The 23,363-nt window shown below is 71.8% G+C and carries 18 protein-coding genes; 12 read left to right on the top strand and 6 right to left on the bottom strand.

Going from position 1 to position 23,363, the window contains the following annotated elements; translation table 11 throughout:
• The first annotated feature begins 173 nt into the window (after nt 1-173).
• Entirely contained in the window at nt 174-1,163 is a 990-nt protein-coding gene (locus ABD907_RS01145) for a LacI family DNA-binding transcriptional regulator (RefSeq protein ID WP_486334037.1), read from the top strand.
• Nucleotides 1,164-1,187: 24 nt separating this feature from the next.
• Here ABD907_RS01145 and ABD907_RS01140 read toward each other — a convergent pair whose 3' ends face one another.
• Nucleotides 1,188-2,105 carry a DMT family transporter gene (locus ABD907_RS01140; RefSeq protein ID WP_345214651.1) on the bottom strand — a complete coding sequence of 306 codons (918 nt, stop codon included), beginning with the start codon at nt 2,103-2,105 and terminating at the stop codon, nt 1,188-1,190.
• 72 nt (nt 2,106-2,177) lie between these two features.
• Between ABD907_RS01140 and ABD907_RS01135 the strand changes: the two genes are divergently transcribed.
• A complete protein-coding gene (locus tag ABD907_RS01135) occupies nt 2,178-3,086 on the top strand; it encodes a LysR family transcriptional regulator (protein WP_345214650.1) in 909 nt (302 codons plus the stop codon).
• 39 nt (nt 3,087-3,125) lie between these two features.
• Here ABD907_RS01135 and ABD907_RS01130 read toward each other — a convergent pair whose 3' ends face one another.
• Genes ABD907_RS01130 through ABD907_RS01120 form a run of 3 tightly spaced genes read right to left on the bottom strand, consistent with a single transcriptional unit; the run spans nt 3,126 to nt 6,543 of the window.
• Complete coding sequence (locus ABD907_RS01130) at nt 3,126-3,521, bottom strand: PPOX class F420-dependent oxidoreductase (protein ID WP_345214649.1); 396 nt, start codon at nt 3,519-3,521, stop codon at nt 3,126-3,128.
• Between the two features lie 41 nt (nt 3,522-3,562).
• Nucleotides 3,563-5,530: a DUF2264 domain-containing protein gene (locus tag ABD907_RS01125; RefSeq protein WP_345214648.1), complete on the bottom strand. Its 1,968-nt coding sequence runs from the start codon at nt 5,528-5,530 to the stop codon at nt 3,563-3,565.
• Nucleotides 5,527-6,543 carry a hydroxyacid dehydrogenase gene (locus tag ABD907_RS01120; RefSeq protein WP_486334036.1) on the bottom strand — a complete coding sequence of 339 codons (1,017 nt, stop codon included), beginning with the start codon at nt 6,541-6,543 and terminating at the stop codon, nt 5,527-5,529. Before ABD907_RS01120 ends, ABD907_RS01125 begins: the two co-directional genes overlap by 4 nt.
• A gap of 194 nt (nt 6,544-6,737) precedes the next feature.
• On the opposite strand from ABD907_RS01120, the gene ABD907_RS01115 reads away from it, so the two are divergent.
• The 4 genes from ABD907_RS01115 to ABD907_RS01100 all read left to right on the top strand — a co-directional run bounded on the left by ABD907_RS01115 (nt 6,738) and on the right by ABD907_RS01100 (nt 13,277).
• Nucleotides 6,738-8,690 (top strand): heparinase II/III domain-containing protein, encoded by a 1,953-nt coding sequence (locus tag ABD907_RS01115; protein ID WP_345214646.1) that lies wholly within the window; start codon nt 6,738-6,740, stop codon nt 8,688-8,690.
• A 245-nt stretch (nt 8,691-8,935) separates the two neighbouring features.
• Nucleotides 8,936-10,978 carry an acyltransferase family protein gene (locus ABD907_RS01110; protein WP_345214645.1) on the top strand — a complete coding sequence of 681 codons (2,043 nt, stop codon included), beginning with the start codon at nt 8,936-8,938 and terminating at the stop codon, nt 10,976-10,978.
• A 161-nt stretch (nt 10,979-11,139) separates the two neighbouring features.
• On the top strand, nt 11,140-11,922 hold the full coding sequence (locus ABD907_RS01105) for an ABC transporter ATP-binding protein (protein WP_345214644.1): 783 nt from the start codon (nt 11,140-11,142) through the stop codon (nt 11,920-11,922).
• Nucleotides 11,919-13,277, top strand: coding sequence for an FtsX-like permease family protein (locus ABD907_RS01100; protein ID WP_345214643.1), 1,359 nt, complete (start codon nt 11,919-11,921; stop codon nt 13,275-13,277). The genes ABD907_RS01105 and ABD907_RS01100 overlap by 4 nt, the downstream gene beginning before the upstream one ends.
• Nucleotides 13,278-13,282: 5 nt before the next feature.
• On the opposite strand, the gene ABD907_RS01095 is transcribed toward ABD907_RS01100, so the two are convergent.
• Entirely contained in the window at nt 13,283-14,323 is a 1,041-nt protein-coding gene (locus ABD907_RS01095) for a hemolysin family protein (RefSeq protein WP_345214642.1), read from the bottom strand.
• The gene (locus ABD907_RS01090; RefSeq protein WP_345214641.1) at nt 14,316-15,704 is read right to left on the bottom strand and encodes a hemolysin family protein; all 1,389 of its coding nucleotides are present in this window, start codon (nt 15,702-15,704) and stop codon (nt 14,316-14,318) included. Before ABD907_RS01090 ends, ABD907_RS01095 begins: the two co-directional genes overlap by 8 nt.
• Nucleotides 15,705-16,107: 403 nt before the next feature.
• On the opposite strand from ABD907_RS01090, the gene ABD907_RS01085 reads away from it, so the two are divergent.
• The 6 genes from ABD907_RS01085 to tcuA are packed head-to-tail and all read left to right on the top strand — an operon-like array spanning nt 16,108 to nt 23,330.
• Nucleotides 16,108-17,412 carry an MFS transporter gene (locus tag ABD907_RS01085; protein ID WP_345214640.1) on the top strand — a complete coding sequence of 435 codons (1,305 nt, stop codon included), beginning with the start codon at nt 16,108-16,110 and terminating at the stop codon, nt 17,410-17,412.
• Nucleotides 17,409-18,656, top strand: coding sequence for an alpha/beta fold hydrolase (locus ABD907_RS01080; protein WP_345214639.1), 1,248 nt, complete (start codon nt 17,409-17,411; stop codon nt 18,654-18,656). The genes ABD907_RS01085 and ABD907_RS01080 overlap by 4 nt, the downstream gene beginning before the upstream one ends.
• Complete coding sequence (locus tag ABD907_RS01075) at nt 18,646-20,121, top strand: aldehyde dehydrogenase (RefSeq protein WP_345214638.1); 1,476 nt, start codon at nt 18,646-18,648, stop codon at nt 20,119-20,121. Before ABD907_RS01080 ends, ABD907_RS01075 begins: the two co-directional genes overlap by 11 nt.
• Before the next feature lie 11 nt (nt 20,122-20,132).
• Entirely contained in the window at nt 20,133-21,053 is a 921-nt protein-coding gene (locus tag ABD907_RS01070; protein ID WP_345214637.1) for an NAD(P)-dependent oxidoreductase, read from the top strand.
• Complete coding sequence (locus tag ABD907_RS01065) at nt 21,050-21,883, top strand: N-acyl homoserine lactonase family protein (RefSeq protein ID WP_345214636.1); 834 nt, start codon at nt 21,050-21,052, stop codon at nt 21,881-21,883. The genes ABD907_RS01070 and ABD907_RS01065 overlap by 4 nt, the downstream gene beginning before the upstream one ends.
• Complete coding sequence (tcuA, locus tag ABD907_RS01060) at nt 21,864-23,330, top strand: FAD-dependent tricarballylate dehydrogenase TcuA (protein ID WP_345214635.1); 1,467 nt, start codon at nt 21,864-21,866, stop codon at nt 23,328-23,330. The genes ABD907_RS01065 and tcuA overlap by 20 nt, the downstream gene beginning before the upstream one ends.
• Nucleotides 23,331-23,363 lie beyond the last annotated feature (33 nt).

Genomic DNA, 23,363 nt, shown 5'->3' with positions numbered 1-23,363 from the left:
GCCGCCGTTGGTCTGCGACTCCCTCGCCGAGGGTGCCGGGCCGACACAAGCCGTGATGTTTGCGCAAACACGGTGAGTGGGATGCTTGCACCATGTCGAACACGACGTCAACCTCGAACGGCCCGGTCACCTCGGGCGAGAACGGCGCCGACGGCGGCCAGCGCCGGCCGTCGATGGCGGACATCGCGCGCCGGGCCGGCGTCTCGTCGCAGACGGTCTCGCGCGTGGCCAACGGCTCACCGCAAGTGGTGGAGGCGACGCGGCTCCGGGTGCTCGCGGCGATGGAGGAGCTCGGCTACCGGCCGAACAGCGCGGCCCGCGCCCTCAAACGGGGCGACTTCCGCACGATCGGCGTCATCATGTTCAACCTGTCGACGACCGGGAACATGCGCACGCTGGAGGCGATCGCCGCGTCCTCGGCGGCGGCCGGGTACGCGATCACGCTGCTTCCGGTGGCCGCGCCCACGCGCGGACAGGTCGAGGGAGCGTTCACCCGCCTGGGTGAGCTGGCGGTGGACGCGGTCATCGCGGTCATGGAGGTCCACCTCCTTGACTCGACCTCCATGGTGCTGCCACCGAGCGCGCACGTCGTGGTGGTCGACTCCGACGCCGACAACAGCTACACGGTGGTCGACACCGACCAGGCGGACGGGGCAGGCCGCGCGGTCAACCACCTGCTGGAGCTCGGGCACCGGACGGTGCACCACGTCGCCGGTGCCGAGGAGTCCTACGCGGCGCAGCGGCGGATGTCGGCCTGGCGGGAGACGCTGCGCCGCCACGGCCGGGAGGTCCCGGCGCCGCTGCACGGCGACTGGTCGGCCGACTCGGGCTACGCGGCCGGGGTGCGGCTCGCCCAGGACGAGGGGTGCACGGCCGTGTTCGTGGCGAACGACCAGATGGCGCTCGGCGTGCTGCGTGCCCTGCACGAGGCCGGCAGGCACGTGCCGAACGAGGTCAGCGTCGTCGGCTTCGACAACATCCCGGAGACGTCGGCCTACTCCCCTCCCCTGACGACCGTCCACCAGGACTTCGCCGAGGTGGGCCGCCGATGCGTCGAGGCCGCCATCAGCCAGCTGCACGGCCGGGACACCCAGCACGGGCGGGACCTGGTGCCCACCTCGCTGGTGGTCCGGCAGAGCACCGCGCCGCCGCGCGGGCGATGAGGCCGGCAGGCGACGGCGCACAGCTCAGTCGCCGGACGAGACGCGCGCCCGTCGACGTTGTGCGCGATCGAGCCCGAGACCCAGGAGCAGCCCGAGGATCACCAGGCACAGACCGACCATCGTGGCGGTGGTGGGTCTGCTCTCGCCGAGCAGCAGGCCGGCCAGCAACGCCCCCACCGGGGTGCAGGCGTAGAACAGGGCGGCGTGATCGGCGCCGATCCTCGGCAGCGCCGCGTACCAGAGCAGGTTGGCGAGCACCGCGATCCCGACCGTCATGTAGGCCAGGCCGGCCAGCTCGTCCGGCGTGGGCACGTGCAGGTAGGTGCCTGGTCCCTCCACGATCAGCGCGGCGAGGACGAGCTGGAGCGCCGCCGCGGACACCGCGTACGCCGTGGTGCGCACCGTCCCGATCCGGTCGATGAGCGGGACGGCGAGCAGCGCGAAGGCGACCTCGCACACGAGCGCGCCGAGCCCGAGGCCGACACCCAGCGCCGTGGCCGTTCCGAAGCCGGCCCCCAGCGCGGTCCCGACGGTGACGAGGGCACATCCCAGCACCACGAACGCCCCGGGCCGACGGCGGCGCAGGACGGGGTCGAGCACCGCCAGCGCCAGCGGTGCGGCCCCCAGCATCATGCCCACCAAGGCCGGATCGGCACGGTGTGACGCGGCCACGAGCAGCACGTTGAAGCCGGCGATACCCACCAGTGCGAGCAAGACGGTTCGCGCCATGGTGCCGGGGCTCAGCCGGACCGGGCCGTCCGGCAGCCGGCGGACCCACAGGAGCAAGACGGCGCCGGCGACGACGAACCTGAGCGCCTGACCACCGAGCAGCGGGTAGTCCTCGAGCCGCGCCGCCGCGGGCGCCGACGTGCCGATGAGGAACAGTGCCGCAGCGGCCGCGAGCTGGCCCACCATCCGCTCGCTGACGGCCCTCGCACCCACGGGCGCCACGCTCGTCGTTCCCGTCTAGTAAGACCAGCGACAACTGAGGCCCGGTCCGTTAAGTTGGACTTCATGCTCGCCTTCGGCCGCCTCGTCGTCCTGCGGGCGGTGGCCGAGCACGGGTCGATGACGAAGGCCGCGGAGGAGCTGTCCTTCAGTCCTTCGGCGGTGTCGCAGCAGATCACCGCTCTGGAGCGACAGGCCGGCACGGCGCTGGTGGTCCGTCACGCCCGCGGCGTGCACCTCACCGAGGCCGGCCAGCGGCTCGCCGAGCACGCCGAGGCCATGCTGGAGCGCCTGCGGCGAGCCGAGGAGGAGCTCGACGACCTGGTCAACCTGCGAGCCGGGCGGTTGCGGCTGGCGGCCTTCCCCAGTGCCGGTTTCCGCCTGGTCCCGGACGCCGTCGTCGCCTTCCGGCGAGCACACCCCGATGTCCGGCTGAGCACGGAGGTCCGCGAGTCCTCAGCATGCGCCGAGCTCGTCCGGAACGGCCAGCTGGACGTCGCCGTGGTGTTCGACTTCGCCACCGGGCCGCTCTTGCCGGCACCCGGACTGGACCTGCGACCGCTGACCGAGGACGTGCTGCACGTCGCCGTGCCGACCGAGCGTGCGAGCACCTTGGAGCACCGCGACAGCGTCAGCATCGCGGAGCTGCGCGGCGACGCGTGGATCCGGGACGGTGGGCCCGACCCCATGTGTCGAGAGAAGCTGGACGAGCTGTGCGCCCAGGCCGGCTTCCGGCCGCGCGTCTCCTTCGAGAGCGACGGGTACCTCACGGTCAGCCGGCTGGTCTCGGCCGGGATGGGGGTTGCCCTGGTGCCCCAGCTGGCGGCAGAACAGATGGAGCCGGGCGTCGAGCTGCGCCGCATCCACCCGCCCGTGGTCAGGCGGGTCTCGGTCCTCACGGCGGCCACTCCCACGCCGGCGGCCGAGGCGATGAGGGACATTCTGACCGCGGCAGCAACCCCGGACCCGGCTTGATCGGCGGGCTGCGGCATCGGCTGCGCCGGGAGGCGTGCCCTACGCGTCCAGCGCGATCTCCAGCCCCACGGGCGGCCCCCCGCGACGCCGCGGCCGACCCAGCAACGTGACGAGGCGGAAGATCCGGAACTGCATGCCGTACTTGGCGGTCAGGGCGCGCATGGCCAGGCGCCGGTCCCGTCCGGTGAGGATCCTGGCGCGGCCGGCGCGCGCGGGTTCGCGCGGCTCGCCGTGGAAGTCCGACGCGGCGATCTCGACCCGAGGATCGCGTCGCAGCCGTCGCACCTTCCACGAGTGGCCGGGCGTGTACCCGTACCAGTGCCCGTTGTCCGGCGCGAGCCAGATGGGGCCGCTCACGCCAGAGCCGTCCTTGCGGTACGTCGTCAGGGCGAAGAACTGGTCCCCGGCCGGGTCGTCCCGGAACTGCATCGGCATGGCGTCAGTGTCTCAGCGCCGCGCGGCACTGCTGAACCGGGTCAGGGCACCTCGGGCAGCGGCACGTTGGTGCTGGCGCCGTCCGGCCACCTGACGCTCGCCCGGCCGCCTGAGATCTCGACGGCGGGCGATGCGGCGGCCGCGTCGCCCGCCTCGAGCCCGACGGCGACGGCGTGCCACTCCCCCGGCCTCGCCGGTCCGCCGACCACGGGAACGGCCGCCCGGTCACTCAGGGGCGAGGCGTCGTCGTGCCGGCTCACCCGGGTAGTGTCAGCCCCGCCGAGCCCGACGACGGTGGAGCGCAGGTTCCCGTCCGTCACCGTGGCACCGGCACGGCTCGCGTCCACCGTCTCCGCCGGCGGCACCTCCGCGGCCAGCGGCCAACCGCCGGCCTCCCAGCCGGTGACCGACTCCGCGACGCCGTCGAGGTGCAGCAGCCGCACCTCCCAGGCGCCGCGGACGACGGAGACGACCGTGACGGTGCCGGCGTGCTCCGCGTGACCGCGCAAGCCCGACCCGTGCGCCCGGCGGCCGGGCTCGTGCGTGACCCAGCGGACCCGCGAGCGCGAGGCACCCACAGCGGCAGGTGCGCCGCCGTCGCCGGACGCACCGCCGTCGGCCATCCCGACGGTCAGCAGCTCCATGCCGCAGCGGTGGGTACGCCGACCGGCACTGTCGAGAAGCACCACGGCGTTGTCGACCGGGTCCCGCCAGGCGGCGTCGTCGAGCAGCGGGGCGGTCGCCGTGGAGTAGCCGAGCCGGGCGTAGAGGGGCGAGTCGCCGGCGTCGGAGCCCGGAAGGTCGTGATCGGTGCCGTGGTTGACGACACGGACCACGCCGCCGCTGCCGGAGACCAGCCAACCCGGGGAGCGCAGGACGTGCGTGAAGTCGCCCGCCTCGACGGGCAGCGGCTCGTCCTCGGCCGCCCACACCGGGTGGTCGGCGGGCAGCGCGACGCCGAGCAGACCCTTGCTGGCCCAGTAGGGCGAGCCGGGCCCGGAGTAGGACTGCGCGATCCGGAGCCATTCGTGGTGCCAGCCGAGGGTGAGGAGGCCGCGGTCGTCCGGGGCGCCGTGCTCGATGAAGTGGCCCACGATGGAGCCCGCCGCGCGGCGGAGCTTGCCGAGCGGGACGGTGTCGACCTCGGCGAGGGCGCCGACCCAGAACGGAGCCGCGGCGGCGAAGCGGTAGGTCAGGCTGCGGCCCTGGATGAGCGGGCCGCCGTCGGCACCGACGAGGTGGACGGCGTCGGTGAGGAACTTTTCGAGCCGGGCACGATCGGTCGCGGCGCGCGGTGCGGCGAGGTCCGCGGCTCCGGCCATCCGTGCCCACAGGGTGGGGTACAGGTGCAGCGCCCAGCCGACGTAGTGGTCGTAGTTTCGGCCGCGGCCGTCGGAGAGCCAGCCGCCCTCGCGCACGAAGGAGTCGTGCGTGGCGAGGTCGGCGGTCATGTCGTCGAGGGAGTACGGGCCGCCGACGGACTTGAGGAAGGTCTGGACGACGAGGCGGAACCACACCCAGTTGTTGACCGGGTAGCGGTCGTCGCCGACGCACTCGGCGAGGTAGTCGACCACCTGCTCCTGCTGGCGCGGGCCGAGCCTGTCCCAGATCCACGGGCGGGTCATGTCGAGGATGAGCGCGATGGAGGCAGCCTCGACCTTGGCCTGGCCGTGCTCGCTCATCCGGACCCACCGCTCGGGTGAGGACGGGTCGGTGCCTTCGGCGAGACCTCGCGCGTACCGCTCGGCCAGGTTCGTCGGGTCGTCGCCACGTTCCCCGGCGAGCCGGAACCCCGCCAGCAGGAAGGACCGGGCGAAGCCTTCGAGGCCGTCGATGTCGTGGCCGTAGCCGCCCTCTGGACCGGGTGGGGTGATCCGCGCTCCGCCGGGCGAAGTGTACGGCTCGAGGGAGGTGAGCAGGTGGTCTGCGAAGGCGAGCCAGTCCGCGCGCCGCCCGGTCGCGCCGCCGGTACCCGGTCCGGCGACGGCGGTAGATCTCTGCGTACTCATGCGCTCACCTCGGCGGCGGTCGGGTCCAGCAGGCCATGGAGCGGCTCGCCGCGCAGCCAGCGGTCGAGCTCGTCGACGGCGTGGTCGCTCATCCGGCGGGTCTCGCTGCCGAGCGAGCCGGCCACGTGCGGGGTGATCATCACGTTCTCCATCCGGCGCAGTGGCGAGTCGGCGGGCAGCGGCTCGGGCTCGGTGACGTCGAGGATGGCGTCGATCCGTCCCGTGGCGCAGGCGGCGGCGAGCGCGTCGTGGTCGACGAGTGCGCCGCGGGCGGTGTTGATGAGCGTGGCGCCGTCGGGCAGCATCGCCAGCTCGGCGGCGCCGATCAGGTGCCGGGTCTCGGGCAGCGCCGGGGCGTGCAGCGTGAGGATCTCCGAGCGCCTGAGCACCTCGTCCAGGGCGGTCAGTCGTCCGCCGAGCGCGGCGACGGCGTCGGCGTCCGCGTACGGGTCGGCGACGAGGATCTCGGCGGTCTCGAGGATGCGGAGCATCTCCATGACGCGCCGCCCGGTGCGGGAGAACCCCACGACGCCGATGCGCCGGCCTCGGTTGCTCAGGTCCCTCCGGCCGTGGGTCTCCCGCCGCCCGTCCGCCGCCGCGAGGTCGGCGCCGTCGTCGCCCCCACCGGCCCATGCCGCGCGGCGGGCCAGGAACGGCGCCTTCTTGCCAGCCATGATGATGGCGGCGAGGGTGTACTCGGCGACCGGGACGGCGTTGACGTCGGCCGCGGTGCTCACCGCGATGCCGCGCTCGTGCACGGCGCCCGTGACGATGGCGCGCACGCTCCCGGCGCAGTGCAGGACGGCACGCAGGCGCGGGGCGGCGTTGAGGATCTCGGCCGTCAGCGGCGGTGCGCCCCAGGAGGTGAGGAGGACGTCGGCGGTGGCGAGCCGGCTGCGCGCCTCGGGCGAGTCGAGCTCGTGGAGCACGACCGGCTCCTGGAGCGTGACGATCTTTCGCAGACGTGCCAGCTGCTCCGTGCCGAACTGGAGCCCGAAGGCCCACGAGCTCATCACCAGCAGCGCCTCGCTACGTTCGACTCCCACGTCACCCTCTCCTGACCGAACGGCACCACGGCGTACCTTCCCCGGTCGCTCCGACATCGACGCGGCCGACGCTACCGCCGTTGCGGACGCGGCCGGATCGTTACGATCACAATCGATCACTGAATCCAGCCGGCCCCGGCCGGGAACCGCGAGGAGGCGGAATGGCCGCGACCGGCAAGCTGGCCGAGACCTGGGGTGATCTCGCGACGGCGGACGAGCTGCGCCGCCTGCTCCTGCCGCCCGCGAGCGCGCTACCGGTGCCGCCCGCCACGGACCGGGCGACGTGGGATCTCGACACCGGCACCGCCGACTCCCCCACCGTCCGCGACCTGCTGGCGCGTGCCGAGCAGGACCGCGGCACGTGGCCGCAGCCCACCGCCACGCTGTTCGCCGACTACGTCCGCACCGGCGACCGCGCCAGCTACGAGCACCAGGTCTTCACGCGGCAGTACCGCCTCTCACGAGCCGTCGTCGCGGCCGCCACGACGGCGGATCCGGCCTGGCTCGACGAGGTCGCCGACGGCCTGGTCCTGCTCTGCGAGCAGAGCACCTGGTGCTGGTCCGCGCACGACGACTCCCACCGACGGAACGGCTGGCTGCTTCCCGACGTGACGAACCCCTACCTGGACCTGGGCGCCGGGGAGGTCGCCGGCCAGCTGGCGTGGACCGACCACCTCCTCGGGTCGCTGCTGGACGAGCGGATCCCGGGGCTGCGCGCCCGCCTGCGCCACGAGGTGCGCAGCCGGGTGATCGACCCGTACGTGCGGCGTCGGGACTTCAAGTGGCTGGGCCTGCAGGGCGAGGTGAACAACTGGAACCCCTGGATCTGCGGCAACGTCCTGCTCGCCGGCCTGGTACTGCTTGACGGCGCCGACGAGGAGAGCCTGCGGGCCGAGGTGGTCGCCCAGACCATCGAGGACGTCGACCGGTTCGTCGCCTCGGTCCCGGACGACGGCGCCGTCGACGAGGGCAGCTCCTACTGGTGGGAGGGCGCCTGCCGCCTGCTCGAGATGCTCGACGTGCTCCGCCACGCGACCGGCGGCGCGCTGGACGCGACCGGCGTCGCCTCCCTGCGCGAGTCCGTGGCCTTCCCGCACCGGATGCATCTCGGTGACGGCTGGTACCTCAACGTCGCCGACGGCACCGCCCGGCCCGGGCAGGACCAGCCGTGGGACGTCCCGCACCGCTGGGCGCTCCGCCTCGGCGACGACGCCGCGCGCCGCCACGCCGCCGCCCACCGCCGGTCGGGGCGCCCGGTGGCCGGCGAGCAGCGCGGTCTCGGGCGGCTGCTGCGCGCCATGACCGACCGGGACTGGATCGTCGCCGAGGGCGAGCCCGCGGCCGAACCGACCGGCGAGGTGTGGCTGCCGTCGGTGCAGGTGCTCCTCGCTCACGCGCCCGTCCGCACCGGCGCCGCGAGCCATCGGCTGAGCCTGTCGGTCAAGGGCGGCCACAACGGCGAGAACCACAACCACAACGACGTCGGCAGCGTCGTCGTCGCGCTCGACGGCGTCCCCGTCCTGGTGGACCCGGGCCGGCCGACGTACACCAGGCAGACGTTCGGGCCGGACCGGTACGACCTGTGGCCGATGCAGAGCCGGTGGCACAACGTGCCCCTCATCCGCGGATCGGCGCAGCAGGTGGGCGCACATCATGCGGCCCGCGACGTCGTGCGGATCGGCGACGGCGGAGCGGTCGGCCTGGAGCTCGACCTCGCCGCGGCCTACGGCCGCACGGACGTGCGCGGCTGGCGCCGGCGCGCGGTGCTCGACCGGGGCGGGTCCGGCGTCGTCGTCACCGACACGTGGGACCTGGACAGGGCCGCCGATTGTGGCGAGGGAGACCGCAGCGGGGCGACCCGCCTGCACTGGATGATCGCCGGCACCGTCCACCTGACCGCACCCGGCCGGGCCGAGATCGAGCCGCTCACCGGGACGGGCACGCTCGAGCTGACGTGGGATCCCGCGCACCACGCCGAGCTCGAGGTCAAGGAGCTCGACGACCCCTACCTCACCGAGCCCTGGGGTCCGAGCCTGACCCGGCTGGCGATCGACCCCGGCCTCGGCAACGGCCAAGAGCACGGCTCCTGCACGTTGAGAGCTCAGCTCCGGTAAGGCGGCGTTCCGCCGCCATACGTTCGAACAACCTGGCTGCCGCTCGGGCTCGGCGCCGCATTCGGCGACCACGATCGACGATTCACGTCCCGGGAGTCCGCCGACCCGCCTTCGGCAGCAACTCGCCGTGACCAACGGAACACAGCGCTGCGATCCCCGGCACCGCGCCGTTCCGACGGGCGTCGATCGACACGCGCCGTTATCATTCTGTGACATTCGGTGGTGAGGTAGGTAGCGTCCGAAACATGGTGGCCAGCGCATCCGCCCAGCCCACGACGGGCCGGCACTTCCGGTCCGACGTGCAGGGACTGCGCGCCGTCGCGGTGCTGCTGGTCCTCGCCTACCACGGCGGCGTCCCCGGAGTGCACGGCGGATACGTCGGCGTCGACGTCTTCTTCGTCATCTCCGGCTTCCTCATCACCACGCACCTGATCCGCGAGGTCGACACCGAGGGCCGGCTCGACCTCATGGCCTTCTACGCGCGGCGGGCGCGGCGGATCCTCCCGGCGGCGCTCACGGTGCTGACCGCCTCCGCCGCCGTCGCCTACCTAGTCGTGCCGCCGGTCGAGCGGCAGGCCGTGCTCGAGGACGCGACGGCGAGCGCGCTCTACTTCCCGAACATCCACTTCGCCGTCCAGGACACGAACTACCTCGCCGACGGCTCGCCGTCGATCTTCCAGCACTTCTGGTCCCTCGGCGTGGAGGAGCAGTTCTACCTGTTTTGGCCGATCGTGCTGCTGCTGGTCCTCAAGCGGTGGGGCAGCACACGCCTGGGTGCCGTCCCCGCGGTGGCGGGCCTGGTGGCGCTGTCCTTCGTCGGGTGCCTGCTGGTCATGGAGGTCTCGCAGTCGTGGGCGTTCTTCGCGCTGCCGACGCGGGCCTGGGAGCTGGGCGTCGGGGCGCTGATCGCCGTCGTCGCCTCCCGCGGGGTCAAGCCGACCGGCCCGTTCGCCGGTGTGCTGGCCTACGCGGGCCTCGCGATGATCCTGGTCTCGGGGCTCGCCTTCAGCGACAAGACCACGTTCCCCGGGGTCGCCACCCTCCTGCCGGTCGGCGGTGCGGCCCTGGTGATCCTCTGCGGCGGTGGCGACAGCCGGACCTCGCCGGGCTGGCTGCTCGCGCTGCGGCCCATGGTCTTCGTGGGCGCGATCTCGTACTCGCTCTACCTCGTGCACTGGCCGCTCGTGATGATCCCGCAGGCGGCCGGGGAGGCGCCGCTGCCGGCCTGGGCGACCATCGGGCTCAGCCTCCTCGCCATCCCGGTCGCGCACCTGTGCTACCGGTTCGTCGAGCAGCCGTTCCGCCGCCCGCGCAGCGCCCGCTCGACGCACCGTCGCACGGTGGCCGTGTCGTTGGCGGCCTCGACGGCGTTGGGTGCCGTCACGATGTCCTCCGGCGTCGCCGTCTCCCACGCCCCCATCCACGCCGGTGAGGATGCCCCGGCGTACCAGCTGGAGCCGAACCCGTCCGGGACACCGTTCGTGCCGGCCAACCTCACGCCCGACCTGCGCAGCGCTGGTGACGACAACCCCGAGATCTACGACAACGGCTGCCTGCGCGGGCAACGTGAGGTGGACGGCAGCGGCTGCCAGAAGGGCGAGGACTCGGAGGCGCCGCGGGTCGTGCTGTTCGGTGACTCGCACGCCGCGAGCTGGTACCCGGCGCTCAAGGGCATCGCCGAGGAGGGCGACATCCAGCTGGACGTCAACGCCAAGAGCTCCTGCCAGTCCGCGATGACCGAGGGCGACGGCGAGGGTCGCGAGGCGTGCGTCCAGTGGCGGGAAAACGTGATCGGCCGCCTCAACGAAGACCCGCCGGACCTCGTCATGCTGGCGAACTACCCCAGGCTGTACGCCTCGGAGGCGGAGGACAGCGAGGCGTTCTGGCGGGACGCGCTGAACCAGACGATCGACGCGCTGCCGGAAGAGACCCAGGTGTCGATCGTGGCGGACAACCCCACGATGCCGGCGGTACCCGCGTCCTGCCTGTCCCGGCACGTCGAGAATGCCGACCGGTGCGCAGCGGACGTGCAGGACGCGCTCGATGCGCCGACCCGGGCGGCGGAGCGCACGCTGGCGGCCGAGCGCGACCGCGTCGACCGCATCGACCTGACGTCGTTCTTCTGCAACGACAGCACCTGCCCGGCGGTGATCGACGACCGCCTGGCCTACCGGGACACCCACCACCTCACCCGGACGTTCAGCGAGTCCCTCGAGCCGCTCGTGCGCGAGGAGCTGGCGGGCCTGCTCGACGACGTCGACGCGCCGCCGGTGATCGCTTCCGGCTGAGCCGTCGTAGGGCAGGAGTCAGCCCCTGGTGGGACGGCGCGCGTCAGCCTCCGGTCGCACGACGGCGGAGCGTCCGCCGCCCCCTGGGTGCACCCCGGCGCCCGCAGCGCTAGCCCGGGGGCCGACGACATGACGGGCGGGGCGCGCCGATGCTGGTGGTCATGGATCAGACCACCCAGTACACGGGCTTCCCCGTCCGCACCGCCGACACGGTGCTGATCGGCCACGGCCTGACCAAGACCTACGGACCGACGCTCGCCCTGGGCGGCGTCGACATCGCCGTGCTGCGCGGGGAGTCCGTCGCCGTGATGGGCACCTCGGGTTCTGGCAAGACGACGCTCCTGCACTGCCTGGCCGGCATCCTGGTGCCCGACGCCGGAACCGTCACCCTGCACGCCGACGGCGCACCCGTCGCGGTCCACAGCCTCTCCCCCGGCGGCCGTGCGGCACTGCGGCGCGAACGGTACGGCTTCGTCTTCCAGCAGGGCCTGCTGCTGCCCGAGCTCACCGCCCTGGAGAACGTCGCGCTACCGCTGCTGCTCAACGGCACCGCGCGCCGCGAGGCCGAGACGCAGGCCGGCAGGTGGCTGGACTGGCTCGGCCTGGAGGGCATGGGCCAGCGCCGCCCGGGACAGCTCTCCGGTGGCCAGCAGCAGCGCGTCGCCGTGGCCCGCGCCCAGGTCGCCGCCCCGCCGGTGGTCTTCGCCGACGAGCCGACCGGTGCCCTGGACAGCGCGACGTCGGAGGAGACGATGACCGCCCTGCTGGCGGCCACGACCGGACGTGGCGGGACGCTGGTGCTGGTCACCCACGACGAGTCCGTCGCCCGCCGCTGCGACCGGGTGGTGCGCCTGCACGACGGCCAGGTCGCCCACGACGGCCCGACGGCGCACGAGCGCCCCGTGCCCGGCGCCGCCCCCACCGGCACGCAGGTGAGCCGGTGACCGCCCGGCTGGCCGTCCTGCTGCTGCGGCGCGAGGCCGCGGCCGACCGCGCGGTGCTGGCGCTGCCCGTGGCCGCGTTCGCCGTGGTGACCGCGTTGGCCCTGACGGTGTTCGGCGGCGCCCGGTTCTTCTTCTCCGTCGAGGGCGACAGCGCCCTGTTCTACGAGGGCCTCGCGATCCTGGCCGTGACCCTCCTGCTCATCCCGCTGCTCACCCTGTGCGGGGCGGCCGCGCGGCTCTCGGCCCGGCGCCGGGACCGGCGCCTGTCGACGCTGTCGCTGCTCGGTGCGCCGGCCGGCACGGTGACCGCCATGACCCTGCTGGAGTCGACGCTGCTCGCCCTGACCGGGACGGTGCTCGGAGTCCTCGGACACCTGGCACTGGCGCCGCTGGTCGGCCTGGTGCCCTTCCGTGGCGGACCCATCGGCGCCTCCCAGGTGCTGCTCGGGCCGCTGGGGACCGTGGCCTGCGTCCTCGGGCTGGTGGTCCTCGCCGCGGCCAGCGCGCTCGCCGGGCTGCGCCGGGTGGTGGTCTCCCCGCTCGGGGTCCGCACGCGGCAGCAGGCACCGCGCGCATCGCTGCTGCGGGCGCTCGCGTTCGTCCTCGCGATGGCGGCGGGCCTGGTCATGGGTCAGCTGATGAGCGTCGACGGCGGCACCATGGGGCTGGCCGTGGGGATCGTGATCACCTTCGGGCTGACGATGGCGGTGCTGAACCTCGTCGGGCCGCTCGTCCTCGGTGTGCAGGCCAAGATCCAGCTGCGGCGCTACGGCGGACCGAAGGCCGCGGAGCGGCTCCTGGCCGCACGCTCCGTGCTGGACTCCCCCAAGGCCGCGTGGCGCCAGGTGGGCGGCGTCGCGATGACCTCCTTCGCCGCCGTGTTCGCCGGCGTCGGGCTGAGCATGGTGCAACCGACGGCCGACGGCGGCCCGGGCGGTGCCGCAGCCGTCGAGGAGCAGATCCTGCTCACCGACATCCGCACCGGCGTCGTGCTCACCCTGGTCATCTCGTTCGTCACCGTCGCGGCCTCCGTAGCCGTGAATCAGGCGGCGGACGTCCTCGACCGGCGCGACCTGTTCGCCGCGCTGGACCGCATGGGCATGCCGCCGCGCCGGGTCGACGTCGCCCGCACCCGGGCGGTCATGGGCCCGCTGACCACCGTCGCGCTGTGGTCGGCCGGGTCCGCGGCGATCCTGATCCTGCCGATGGCCAGCGTGTCCGCGGTCGCCGACCCCATCACGGCGCTGACGGTCGCCGCCGGTCTGGCCGGCGGCATCCTCCTGGTCCGGCTGGCGCTGCTGGCCACGCGACCGCTGCTGGACCGGGTGATGGCCGGACCGGTGCCGACGGCCTGAGGCCCTCAGGTGCGGGTGGCGTCGCGGACCTCACCGACGAGCTCTTCGAGGACGTCCTCGAGGGTGACCACGCCGACGACGTCGCCGTTGCTGTCTTCGACGGCCGCGAGATGCGCGCCCTCGTCCTGCATGGTGCTCATGACGGTTCTCAGCGGGGCATCCGTCCTCGTGCGGGCCAGTGGCCGGAGCGCCTCGTCGAGGACGGGTTCGTCCCGGTGCCGCGGATCCATGCTGATCAGGTCTCGGACATGGAGGTAGCCGGTGATGGCGCCGTCGGCGTCGCGGACCGGGAAGCGCGAGAATCCGGTCCTCGCGCACAGCTCCTCGAGCACGGCGGGGGAGGCAGTCGCGGGGGCGGTGACGACCTCGGACAGCGGCAGCAGGACATGCGAGGCGTTCCGGTCCTCGAACCCGAGGGCGCCGCCGAGCAAGTTGAACTCCTCGTCGTCGAGAAGTCCCTCGCGACCCGACTCGGCCACGAAGCCGGCGACCTCCTCGCGGCTGAAAGCGGTCGTGACCTCCTCCTGGGGTGCGACCCTCATCAGGCGCAGGACGGTGTTCGCCGAGCCGTTCAGGATCCACACGACGGGCCGGCTCGCCCACACGAGCGCGTACAGCACCGGGCCGAGCACCAGAGCCGAACGCTCGGGCCCCGCAAGCGCGATGTTCTTGGGCACCATCTCGCCGAGAACCATGTGGAAGAAGACGACGATGGTCATCGCGACCGCAAAGGCCAGCGGGTGGACGAGACCGTCGGGCAACCCGGCCGCGGCGAAGGGAACCTGCAGCAGGTGCGCAACCGCGGGCTCGGCGATCGCACCCAGCCCGAGGGAGCACACCGTGATGCCGAGCTGCGCGCCGGCCATCATCGACGAGACCTGCTCCATGGCCCGCAACGTGACCCGGGCCGCCCTCGACCCCTCGGCGACGCGGGGCTCGATCTGCGTCCGGCGCGCCGAGACGAGCGCGAACTCCGCTCCCACGAAGAACGCGTTCCCGATCAGCAGGCCGAGGGCGACCAGCAGCGCAGGCGCGGAGTCACTCATCCCGCTCCTCCCCGCTCGACGAGTCCCCTTCGACCGCTTCGGTGCTCGGGATGCGGAGCCGCACCGCGGCGACGCGGTGGTGCTCCATCCGCGCCACGATCGCCTCCACGTCCACGCTCTGGGGAAGCAAGTCCTCGGAGTCTGGCGGGCGTCGGCACCGGAGGCGGACGGTGTCGCCCGCCTCGGGCAGCCTTCCGAGGGTCTCCGTGACCAGGCCGCCCAGGGTGTCGGACTCTTCACCCTCGGGGAGCTCGACGCCCACGAGGTCACTGACCTCGTCGGGACGCAGCAGGCCGGACACGGTCCAGGTGCCGTCGGGAGCCTGGACGTGCAGCTGCTCCGGGTGGTCGTGCTCGTCCTCGATGTCCCCGACGATCTCTTCCAGGAGGTCTTCGAGAGTGACCAAACCTGCGGTGCCGCCGTACTCGTCGACCACAACGGCCATCTGCAGTCCTTGCCGGCGCAGGTCCCGCAGCAGGGGGTCCAGCTCCATGGACTCGGCGACCATGGTCGGCTCGATCATGATGTCGCGAACGAGCCTGGTGGAGCGCTGCTCGAACGGGACGGCCACCGCGTGCTTGAAGTGCACGAAGCCGACGACGTCGTCGACTCCCTCCCCGGTGACGGGGAACCTGCCGTGGCCGGTCGCCCTGGCCTGGGCGATCACGTCGGCCACCGGTGCAGCCACGTCCACGAAGTGCACGCGCGGCCGTGGAGTCATCACGTCCCCGGCGCTCCGACGGCCGAACTCGATCGAGCGCATCACCAGCTCGGCCGTCACCCGGTCCAGGGTCCCCTCCTGCTCGGACCGGTCGACCAGCGACGACAGCTCTTGAGCGGTCCGTGCGGAGGCGAGCTCCTCGCGGGGTTCGATACCGAGCATCCGCAGGACGATGTTCGCCGCGCCGTTGAGAAACCGGATCACCGGGCCGGCAACGGTGGCGAAGACGTGCTGCGGCAACGCGATGAGCCGGCCCACCCGAAGTGGCTCCGCGATGGCCCAGTTCTTCGGCACCAGCTCACCGAAGATCATCTGCGTGTAGGTGACGAGGATCAGGGCAAGGGTGAGGGACAGGCCGACGACCGCGGCGTCCGGGACGCCTGTAAGCCCCAACGGTCCGCGGAGCAGCGTCGCCAGGGACGGCTCGGCCAGGGCGCCCACCAGCAGGCTCGTCACCGTGATGCCCAGCTGAGCGCCGGAGAGCTGGGTCGACAAGGTCTTCAGCCCGGCCACCAGGGTCGCCGAGCGCTTGTCGCCGTCAGCGGCCCGACGTTCGACCGTGTTGCGGTCAACGGTGATGTAGGCGAACTCGACCGCGACGAACAGTGAGTTGGCCAGCACCAGTACCGCCGCGATCGCCAGCAGGAGCCACTCGCTCATCGGGCGCGCACCCGCCCCGGCATCAGCGTCATAGACCGATGGCGGCCCGGACTGTCGGACTCCGAACTGTCCGCGCCGGCGGACGAGCGATCGCGGCCCCGATGGGCGCTGGCATGGGTGTGCACCGGCTCAATCTACTAAGGATCTGCCTCCGGCAGGCATGCGGCCGGTCACGTTTCAAGCCCGCACGGCGAAGCCGCCTGCCGTTGCGCTCGGCGGCTGACCACATGAGCCACGAGCACTTTCGTGTTCCCGCACTCTTGCGTTCTTCCTGTCGACATCTGTATACATTCGTGCACATGGCGCTGACAGATGCGGACGAAGCGGCACGGCTGCCGCGGGAAGGCCAACGATGACCAAGGACTCAGCAGGCACCCCGATGGACGGGCTCGGATCCCGTCAGATGCGACGACGTGTCGTCCGTGCGAGCTTCATCGGTACAGCGATCGAGTGGTACGACTTCTACCTCTACGGCACGGCTTCGGCACTGATCTTCAACCGGCTGTTCTTTCCGGAGTTCGATCCCGCCGTCGGTACGATTGCGGCATTCGGCACCTTCGCGGCCGGGTTCCTCGCACGCCCGATCGGCGGCATCGTCTTTGGTCACTTCGGAGACCGCCTGGGGCGCAAGAAGATGCTGATCTGGAGCCTGCTCGGCATGGGGATCGCGACGTTCCTCATCGGCCTGCTACCGACCTACGACCAGATCGGTGTTGCGGCCCCGGCCCTGCTGATCCTGCTGCGCTTGCTCCAGGGCTTCGCCGTCGGCGGCGAATGGGGCGGCGCGGTGCTGATGTCGGTCGAGCATGCCGAGAAGGGCCGGCGAGGGCTTGCCGGAAGTTGGACCCAAACAGGTTCACCGGCCGGCCTGGTCCTGTCCACCGTTGTCTTCGGTCTGGTTTCGCTCCTCCCGGACGAGCAGTTCACGTCGTGGGGTTGGCGGCTGCCGTTCCTGTTCAGCGCCGTCCTGGTGGTCGTGGGCCTGTTCATCCGCCTGCGCGTCATCGAGAGTCCGGCCTTCACGGCCGTGGAGAACGCCGGCAAGAAGTCCTCGCTGCCGCTTCTCGATGCGCTGCGTCGCCACCCGCTGAACATCGTGCTCGCCATCGCAACGTGTCTCGCGCCGTTCGTGAACTTCTACCTCTTCGCGACGTTCCTGCTCACGTACGCGACCACCAACCTCAACATCGAGCGTGCCGTCGCTCTGACGATCGTCGCGATCGCCGGCGCCGTCGAGATCGTGACCACCCCGCTCGCCGCCGCACTGTCCGACCGACTCGGGCGGCGCAGGGTGTTCCTGTCGGGCGCCGTGCTCCTGGCGCTGTACGCGTACCCGTTCTTCCTCATCAACGAGGCGGCGCAGGATCCGGTGATTCTCGGCATCACGTGCGTGGTCGGTCTCTCCCTCATCCATCCCCTCATGTACGGACCGCTGGCGACGTTGTTCGCCGAGCTCTTCTCTCCGGAGGTGCGATACAGCGGCGCCTCGCTCGGCTACCAGATCGGCGGCATCCTCGGTGGTGGCTTCGCCCCGCTCATCCTCACTTCGCTGCTCGCCACGGGCGCCGGAGCCGCCGTGGCGATCCCGCCGTACATCATCCTCGTCTCCGTCCTCACCTTCATCGCTGTCTGGTTCGCCACGCGGCCGGGGCGGCGCTGGGAAGATGACGACGTCTCCACCACGACCCCCGCCGGGACGGCACCGTGACAACCGCTCCGCCACCGTTCGACGACGCAGCCTCCTGGTTCCGAAAGTGCAGCCACGACGGCGAGCTCGGCGTCGCCGGCCGGGACGCGACGGTCACCTTCGCGGTCCGGTGCGGCGACGCGCGGCTGGTCGTCGACTGCGACCACGGCACATTCGCGCCGGGCAACGCCGAAGCGGAGTTCGAGCTGGTCGCCACGCCCGAGGCCTGGACCCGCTTCTTCTCGGCCGAGCCGCCACCCTGCTACCACCATTTCCTAGCGATGCGGATGCGGGTCCCCGGCACGGCCGTAGAGGGCGACGAGCGCGCGTACGCCCAGCACGCGCGCATCGCCCACCGGGTTCTCGCGCTGGGGCGCGAGCTGCTGCAGGGCCCACCCGAGCGGGACCCCGACCCGCCGATCGACCGGTCCGGCATCCGCGAGGACTACGTGTCGATCGAGGTCGAAGACACGCACCTCGACATCCACGTCGCCAGAGCCGGAACGGGGGCGCCGCTCGTCGTCCTGCACACCGCGGGTGCCGACGCGCGTCAGGCGCACGCCCTGATGGCTGACGCCGGACTCACTCGGCGTCACGAGGTGATCGCCTTCGACCTGCCGGGCCACGGCAGCTCCGAGAGACTGCCTGGCCCGGTCGGCTCCTGGACGCTGACCACCCGCCGGTACGGTGACGTGATCCTTGCGGTGGTCGCGGCGCTGGGCCTCGACCGCCCGATCCTCGTCGGCGCGTCGATGGCAGGCGAGGTGTGCCTGGAGATGGCCTACCGGGCGCCCGATGCCTTCTGCGGCGTCATCGCGTGCGAGGCGAGCGAGCGGGTGCCAGGACGGACGACGCCGTGGGCGCGTGACCCTCGAGTCGACAGCGCCACCTTCATCCCCGAGTGGATCGCCGGGCTGATCGCGCCGCGGAGTCCCACCACATGCCGGGAAGAGATTCTGTGGACGTACTCGCAGGGCGGCGCTGGAACCTTCGCCGGTGACATCGACTTCTACAGCGGCGACTGGGACGGCACGGCGAAGGTGGCGGACATCGACACGGTGGTCTGCCCGGTCGTCATGATGACCGGGCAGTACGACTACTCGTGCACACCGTCAATGTCCGAGCAGACGGCGGCGAAGATCTCGGGTGCCGTGTTCTGGGAGATGCCTGGGCTGGGGCATTTCCCCATCTGCGAGAACCCGGCGGTCTTCGCGCCGCATCTGGACCGCGCGCTGAACCACATCGGAGGAGAGAATGCCCACTGACACCCGGATGCTGATCGGCGGCGGGCGGCCCGAGGTCGAGTCCGCACGGTCGCTGCCTGTCGTGAGCCCCATCGACGGGAGCGAACTCGGCCGCATCGCGGACGCGAGCGCGGACCAGGTGCGCGACGCCGTCACTGCAGCGGAGGAGGCCTCCGCCTCGTGGCGGCGCACCTCCGGCGGCGAGCGCTCCCGACTCATGCACGCCCTCGCCGACCTTATCGAGCGCGACGCCGACGATCTCGCACGACTCGAGACGGCCGACAACGGCAAACTTCTGCGAGAGACCCGCGCACAGGCACGGTTCGCTGCGCGCAACTACCGCTTCTTCGCGGGGCTCGCCGACAAGATTCACGGCCGCACGGTCCCGCTCGACTCCTGGGACGCTTTCGACTACACGGTGCGTGAACCGGTCGGCGTGGCCGCGCTCATCACGGCGTGGAACTCGCCCATGCAGCTGTTGGGTAACAAGCTCGCGCCCGCGCTTGCGGCGGGCTGCACGGTCGTGATCAAGCCGAGCGAGATCGCTCCGCTGACAACTCTTCGCCTCGCCGAGCTGGTGGCGGAGGCGGGCTTCCCGGCCGGCGTCATCAACGTGATCACCGGCGGTCCGGAAGCGGGTGTGGCGCTGACCTCGGACCCTCGTCTCGGCCGTATCAGCTTCACCGGTTCCGTCGAAGTCGGCCAGGCGATCCAGCGTGCCGCGACGGCCGCGCTGGTGCCGGTGACGCTCGAGCTGGGCGGCAAGTCCGCGAACATCGTCTTCGACGACGCCGACGTCGAGCGGGCACTACCGGGGGCAGTGGCGGGCATCTTCGCTGCAGGCGGCCAGACCTGCATCGCCGGCAGCCGCCTGTTGGTGCACGAGCGCCTCCACGACGAGTTCGTGGAGCGGGTAGCCGACGTCGCGCGTCGCATCGTGCTGGGTGATCCGACTGAGGAGGCCACCCAGATGGGTCCGGTCGCGAGCACGAGGCAGCGCGAGCGCATCCTCGACCGGATCGAGCAGGCACGCGCCGACGGCGCCCGGCTGCTGACGGGCGGTGGGGCCCCCGAGGGCGGCGCCCTGGCGTCCGGGTGCTACGTCGAGCCAACAGTCTTCGCGGACGTGGACCCGGCCGCCGACCTGGCACAGCGGGAGGTGTTCGGTCCCGTGCTCGTGACCCACCGCTTCGCTGACGAGGAGGAGGCCGTCGCCATCGCCAACGCCACCGAGTACGGCCTGGCGAGCGGCATCTGGACGTCGGACGTCTCGCGTGTTCACCGGCTCGCCCGTGAGCTCGTCGCCGGCACGGTCTGGGTGAACACCTACCGGTACAGCGCCGCTCAGGCACCGTTCGGCGGTACCCGCAAGTCGGGATACGGCCGCGAACGAGGCATCGAGGCGGTCGATGAGTACCTGCGTACAAAGAACGTGCTCATCGACCTCTCCGACGAGGTGCGTGACCCCTTCGCGATCAAGGCATGACGGAGGCCGGCATGACACAGACCGACACACCGAATCATGTTGGCCTCTGCGGGCTCGGTCAGATGGGGCTGCCCGTCGCGGGCAGACTGGCTGCGAGCCGGGCCGTCCTCGCCTACGACATCACGGGCGAACGCCGTGCTCTCGCCGCCCAGCTCGAGCAGGTCACGACCACGGACACCTTGGTCGGCCTCGCCGCGTGCGACACGATCGTGCTCTCCCTGCCCAGTCCGGCCGTGTCCCGTTCCGTCGTCCGTGAGCTCGCCGACCACGTCAAGCACGGCACCGTTATCGTCGAGACCGGCACTGTCCTGCCGGCCGACGTCCGCGAGTGGCACGGAATCCTCGATCCCGCCGGCGCCCGGGTGATCGACGCGGCGATCCTCTCCGGCGTCGCACAGATGGAGCGGGGCGCCGCCACGCTGCTCGTCGGCGGAGCCGTCGACGACATCGACGCGGCACGAGGCGTGCTCGACGTCCTCGGCGGTGCCGGCTGGTCACGGTTCGGCGACCTGGGTGCCGGCATGGCGGCCAAGGTCGTGAACAACGGCGTCGCTCACGCGGTCATGGTGGTGCTGGTCGAGGCCTTCGCGATGGCCAAGGCCGAGGGGGTCGAGCTCGCCGACATCGCCGCGATGCTGGAGCGACCCGACGGCGGACTCGTGCGGCCGCTCACGCACCGAGTCATGGAGCGGGTCGCGCAGGCCGACTACGACGGCGGTATGCCGCTCGAGGCAGCACGCAAGGACTCCACGCTCGCCCTAGCCATGGCACAACAGTCCGGGACACCGCTGTTCGCGACCCAGGCGGTGCAGACCGTCTACGACCTCGCGCAGGCCGCAGGACGCGGACGCTCCGACTACGCCGCCGTCGCCGAGCTCTGGGAGGAGTGGGGCAACGCGCCGCTGACCTTCCAGGCCAGGGACGAGTCGTGAGCGGCGCGCAGGGAGTTTTCGCGCTCCGCTACGCCTACCGCACGGCTTCCGTGCGCGGCGAGCACTTCTACGGTCATCCCGACGGATGCCTCGACCCGTGGCCGATCGACTACTTCACCTGGGCAGTCCTCGATGGGGACCGGACCGTCGTCGTCGACACCGGGTTCACTCCCGAGACCGCCGCGGCACGCGGCAACCGCCCTTACCTCGCCACACCGATCAAGTCGCTGGGTCGTCTCGGTCGCGACCCGGAGGACGTTACCGACGTCGTCGTCACCCACCTGCACTACGACCACACCGGGCACCTCGACGGGTACCCGAAAGCCCGGATCTGGCTCCAGCGGTCGGAGCTGGAGTTCTGGTCCTCGCCGATGGCGGGCCGGCCTGCCTTCGCGCACCTTCTCGACCGTGATGACCTCCGCGCCGTCAAGGACCTCGCCGGCCAGGGCCGGGTCGAGCTGCTCGACGGCGACGGCGCGGTCGGCGCGGGGATCACGCTCCATCACGTCGGCGGACACACACCTGGCATGCAGGTCGTTCGTGTCGTGAGCGACGACGGCGCGATCGTCCTCGCCTCCGACGCGAGCCACTTCTACGCGAACGTCGAGGAGGACAAGCCCTACGGCGTCGTCTACTGCCTGACCGACATGTACGGCGCCTTCGACCGACTCCACGAGCTCGCCGGCCCCGACGGTCTCGTCGTGCCGGGCCACGACCCCAGAGTCGCCGACCGGCATCCGCCTGTCCCCGGCACCGACGACCTCGTCTACGACCTCGCACGGACCTACCCGCAGACAGAAGGAGAACCAGATGCCCGCAGCCAGCGTTGACGTGATTGTGGTCGGGGGCGGCAACGCTGGGTTCTCGGCGGCGCACGCCGCCGCCGAACGTGGACGTCGCGTCACCGTCCTCGAACGCGGGACACCGGAGACGGCCGGCGGGAACTCGTTCTACACGGCCGGCGCAACGCGTATCGCCCACGGCGGCCTGGACGACCTCCGCGACGTCGTGGAACCCGACGAGCGGCACCCTGCCACTGAGGTGCCGCCGTACAGCCGGGCGGAGTACCGCGCCGACCTCGAGCGCGTCACTGACGGGCGAACAGACCCCGCCATGGCCCAGGTGCTTGTGGACGAGGCCGCCGACGGCGTTCGCTGGTTGCACGGACTGGGCCTGCGGTACCACTTGATGTACGAGCGACAGGCATACACACGACCGGACGGCTCATACCTGTTCTGGGGCGGCCTGCACCTCGGAAACGTCGGCGGAGGCGAGGGCCTCATCGCCGACCACACCACGGTGGCCGATCGTCTGGGCGTCGAGGTCCGCTACGGCGCCGACGTCCGGCGCCTGCTCACCGAGGGCGACCGGGTGGTCGGCGTCGCGTACACGGACAGCGAGGGTGAGCACGAGCTGCGAGCACAGAACGTGGTGATCGCCGCCGGTGGATTCGAGTCGAACCCGGAGCTGCGCGAGCGGTACCTCGGCCGGGGCTGGCGCAACGCCAAGGTCAGGGGCACGCCGCACAATGACGGCGCCATGATCCTGGCAGCCCTGAAGCTCGGCGCCGCCCGGGGCGGCGACTGGTCGACGGCGCACAGCGTGCAGTGGGACGCGTTCACCGAGCAGAACGAGTCGAACCGCATTCTCACCAACCGGTTGACGCGGCAGAGCTACCCGTTGGGCATCATCGTCAACCGGGACGGCGAACGCTTCCTGGATGAGGGCGCCGACTTTCGCAATTACACCTACGCGAAGTACGGCCGTGAGATCCTCGCCCAGCCCGGCAGCGTCGCCTTCCAGGTCTTTGACGGCGCGCTCCGCCCGAGACTGAGCACCGCCGAGTACGACATGCCGGGCATCAGCGAGGTGACTGCTGAGTCCATTCGCGAGCTCGGTGAGCGGCTCAGCATCGACGCCGACCGCTTCGTCGCCACGGTCGAGGAATTCAACGCCGCTATCGACCGCCACGCGCCCTTCGACCCCACCGTCAAGGACGGGCGCGGCGCTGACGTCAGCCCACCGAAGTCGAACTGGGCCGCGGCGCTGGAGACGCCGCCCTTTTACGCCTATCCGGTCACCTGCGGCATTACGTTCACCTTCGGTGGGCTCAAGGGTGACCTCGACGGACGCGTGCTGCGCGAGGACGGGACGCCCATCGCGGGGCTGCTCGTCTGCGGAGAGGCTCTCGGCGGTCTGTTCAGCGGCAACTACCCTGGCGGCTCCGGGCTTGCGGCGGGCATCGTCTTCGGCCGCAGAGCAGGCCTGGTGGCGTGACAGGGGCGCGGCACGAGCTTCAGGCCGGATCGG

This window comes from Georgenia halophila (genome assembly GCF_039541595.1).
This window is presented reverse-complemented; position numbering and strand designations above follow the sequence as displayed.

Bases quoted from the DNA above. Each gene is read 5' to 3' on its own strand.
- ABD907_RS01110 (WP_345214645.1), top strand. From the start codon at position 8,936: ATGGTGGCCAGCGCATCCGCCCAGCCCACGACGGGCCGGCACTTCCGG.
- ABD907_RS01120 (WP_486334036.1), bottom strand. From the start codon at position 6,543: ATGAGCTCGTGGGCCTTCGGGCTCCAGTTCGGCACGGAGCAGCTGGCA.
- ABD907_RS01105 (WP_345214644.1), top strand. From the start codon at position 11,140: ATGGATCAGACCACCCAGTACACGGGCTTCCCCGTCCGCACCGCCGAC.
- ABD907_RS01135 (WP_345214650.1), top strand. From the start codon at position 2,178: ATGCTCGCCTTCGGCCGCCTCGTCGTCCTGCGGGCGGTGGCCGAGCAC.
- ABD907_RS01085 (WP_345214640.1), top strand. From the start codon at position 16,108: ATGCGACGACGTGTCGTCCGTGCGAGCTTCATCGGTACAGCGATCGAG.
- tcuA (WP_345214635.1), top strand. From the start codon at position 21,864: ATGCCCGCAGCCAGCGTTGACGTGATTGTGGTCGGGGGCGGCAACGCT.
- ABD907_RS01075 (WP_345214638.1), top strand. From the start codon at position 18,646: ATGCCCACTGACACCCGGATGCTGATCGGCGGCGGGCGGCCCGAGGTC.
- ABD907_RS01095 (WP_345214642.1), bottom strand. From the start codon at position 14,323: ATGAGTGACTCCGCGCCTGCGCTGCTGGTCGCCCTCGGCCTGCTGATC.
- ABD907_RS01090 (WP_345214641.1), bottom strand. From the start codon at position 15,704: ATGAGCGAGTGGCTCCTGCTGGCGATCGCGGCGGTACTGGTGCTGGCC.
- ABD907_RS01115 (WP_345214646.1), top strand. From the start codon at position 6,738: ATGGCCGCGACCGGCAAGCTGGCCGAGACCTGGGGTGATCTCGCGACG.
- ABD907_RS01145 (WP_486334037.1), top strand. From the start codon at position 174: ATGGCGGACATCGCGCGCCGGGCCGGCGTCTCGTCGCAGACGGTCTCG.
- ABD907_RS01125 (WP_345214648.1), bottom strand. From the start codon at position 5,530: ATGAGTACGCAGAGATCTACCGCCGTCGCCGGACCGGGTACCGGCGGC.
- ABD907_RS01130 (WP_345214649.1), bottom strand. From the start codon at position 3,521: ATGCCGATGCAGTTCCGGGACGACCCGGCCGGGGACCAGTTCTTCGCC.
- ABD907_RS01070 (WP_345214637.1), top strand. From the start codon at position 20,133: ATGACACAGACCGACACACCGAATCATGTTGGCCTCTGCGGGCTCGGT.